Here is a 2,739-nt window from a genome sequence, read left to right on the forward strand (position 1 = left end):
TAATATCTATATTCCCTGGATTTTTGAGGTAAGCGGTGTAGCATTAAATCGGCTAAACCTGGGGTTTCAATCAAAACAATTGCTTTATCTTTAGTTCTTAATGCTCACACATTTTCCAATCCTACCCCACCTATGCAAAAAAAGCAGCTATCAATCTTAGTACTCTTATTAATTTTCATCTCTACTAGTTCGTTTAATATCTTGCCAAAGGATGTAATCAGGAACGACTTCAAAAAGTACTATGATAAATTGAACGTACAGGGTTCGTTTGTAATTTATAGCCAGAATAAGGATGCATATACTTACTATAATAAGGAACAAACTTCTCAGGCGTTTACTCCTGCATCAACATTCAAGATTTGCAATACATTAATTTCATTAGATAGCAAAGTTATTAATGATGAACAAGAAGTTATCAAATGGGATGGTAAAGAGCGCCAAAATCCCGTATGGAACCATGATACCAATATGAGAGATGCTTTTAAAAATTCGACTGTTTGGTTCTATCAGGAATTGGCCAGAAGAGTCGGAGAAGCACAAATGAAAAAGTTGATAGAAAAAGCTCATTATGGAAACTGCGATATAAGTGGAGGCATTGATGTATTCTGGTTATCTGGCGGTCTTAGGGTATCACCATCTCAACAAATAGAGTTTCTAAGAAAGTTGCATGGTAACGAACTTCCATTCTCTAAACCATCAATGGATATTTTAAAAGACATTATGATCGTTGATAATAAATCAAAGTACGTTATACGTGCAAAAACTGGTTCCGGCCAGCAAGACGGTAAATATATTGGATGGTATGTCGGTTATGTCACTACCAAAGACGATGTGTTTTATTTTTCAAACTGCATCCAATCAACAGAGAGAAATCCAAACTTTAATAATGCTCGTACTGAAATAGCAAACATCATTCTTGCTGAAATGGGTATTTTAAAATAGGTGCATTAACAATATTACTTACCGATCATTATTCCCTGGAATTTTGAGAATGCCAGCGGCACTATCAATATTTCACCATTAAATGAGAAAATGCTCCTAGTTCAAAAATTATAATATTTTCCAACTCAATTAAGACAATATTTAAAATGAAGTATTTCTTTTTGTTGCTGTTGTTTGTTTTCGGTTTGTTAAACAGCCTGGCTCACTCTCAGGAGATCTACTCCAAAGCCTATGGGAATCCTCAACATTCCCCTATCATCTTTATCCATGGAGGGCCACGAGGCAATGCAACGTTGTTTGAAGGTACAACCGCGGGCTTAATTGCTAAAAAGGGGTTCTATGTCATTGTTTATGATCGCCGAGGCGAAGGACGATCCATCGACTCTTCAGCAACAATTACTTTTACCGAGGCCATCAATGACCCTGACCACCTCATGGAAAAGTATAAAATAAAGAAGACTGCAATAATTGGTCATAGTTTTGGCGGTATCGTTGCCACACTTTATGCATCTGCCCGATCAGAAAAAGTTGAACGACTGATACTAGTTGACGCATTGTTCTCCCAACAGGAAACTTATGATCATATTTTGCAGAGTATCACAAAACTTGCGCGAGCAAAAGAAGATACCGCTTCATTGAGCCGGATTTCTCTTATCAACTCTCTAGACCGTAGAAGTGCAGATTATCGCAAACTGTGCTACGATCTTGCCTCTACATACGGTTTTTTCAATATGCCTCATCCTACTCCAGGATCTAAGCAGCTAGAATTGCACTACCAAAATAGCGAATATGGAAGGACTAACATCCGCAATGATAAAGCCCCACTGGTTTTCTATAAAAACGAAAGACAAGTAAATATTGACACCAAGCAAATTTTAAATGACATTCAAAAAATGAATGTGAAACTATTCGGCATCTATGGCAGGCAGGACCAGATTTTTTCCAACAAGCAATTGGTCGACATTCGACAGCTTATTGGGGACAAACGCTTTGATCTTATCGATAACTGCTCACATTATCCATTTGTGGATCAGCAACAACGGTTTATTGACGATATTGAAAAGTTTATGATGTAACACAGCATATAAAAAGGGAACTGCAAGACGTGATGAGCGTGACAGGGATTTTGAAAGTTAAGATCGAACTGATGTTGCGCAAGGCAAGAGAAGATAAACACCTAACACAGAGCGAACTTGTGGACTGAAAACGCGAGTACATTTCTAGGATAGAAAACAACGGAAGCAATTGTAACTAGCAACTTTGTACCAACAATTTTTCGCAAAAGTAATTCACCACTGAATTAGCTAAAAACGAAAAAAGGCCGCATCTTTTGGTGTGAAACAAAATCGATGGCGGCCAATAAATAAAAACAAAGTTTTTATGTGGTATAAAGTTAAATAATTATTTGAATCCGGCTTGAATATTAGTCAGATTTATGTCGAAACAGGACTAGACAAAGTGTAACATTATCAGTTTTTAGGTCGTTATAAAAATTGGTGTGAGAAGTTTTTCATCTCTGATTCTTGAAAGGCTAAATTCAAAATAAACAAGCGAGCTAATAATAAGTCGGAGGCCAAGCGGTCTTAGGAAGACAAGGCATATTATCAACTCCTTGGCTCACAGAACGACATGGCTACGATCCGACTTATCTTTTGGTGTGAAACAAAATCGATGGCGGCCAATAAATAAAAACAAAGTTTTTATGTGGTATAAAGTTACAGAATTATTTGAATCCGGCTTGAATAAGTCGGAGGCCAAGCGGTCTTAGGAAGACAAGGCATATTATCAACTCCTTGG

At 37.2% G+C, this 2,739-nt stretch carries 2 protein-coding genes; both read left to right on the forward strand.

All coding sequences use genetic code 11. From position 1 onward, the window contains the following. Positions 1-132 precede the first annotated feature (132 nt). Entirely contained in the window at positions 133-942 is an 810-nt protein-coding gene (gene blaOXA / locus ACR2F7_RS07405; protein ID WP_432712947.1) for a class D beta-lactamase, read from the forward strand. A 146-nt stretch (positions 943-1,088) separates the two neighbouring features. Next, the gene (locus tag ACR2F7_RS07410; protein ID WP_432712948.1) at positions 1,089-2,018 is read left to right on the forward strand and encodes an alpha/beta fold hydrolase; all 930 of its coding nucleotides are present in this window, start codon (positions 1,089-1,091) and stop codon (positions 2,016-2,018) included. Positions 2,019-2,739 lie beyond the last annotated feature (721 nt).

The sequence above is a fragment of the Pedobacter sp. genome (genome assembly GCF_045628745.1).
In the GTDB taxonomy this organism is placed as follows: Bacteria; Bacteroidota; Bacteroidia; order Sphingobacteriales; family Sphingobacteriaceae; genus Pedobacter.

What these genes read in the sequence shown, in the direction of transcription:
- ACR2F7_RS07410 (WP_432712948.1), top strand. Translation starts at nt 1,089, where the DNA reads ATGAAGTATTTCTTTTTGTTGCTGTTGTTTGTTTTCGGTTTGTTAAAC.
- blaOXA (WP_432712947.1), top strand. Translation starts at nt 133, where the DNA reads ATGCAAAAAAAGCAGCTATCAATCTTAGTACTCTTATTAATTTTCATC.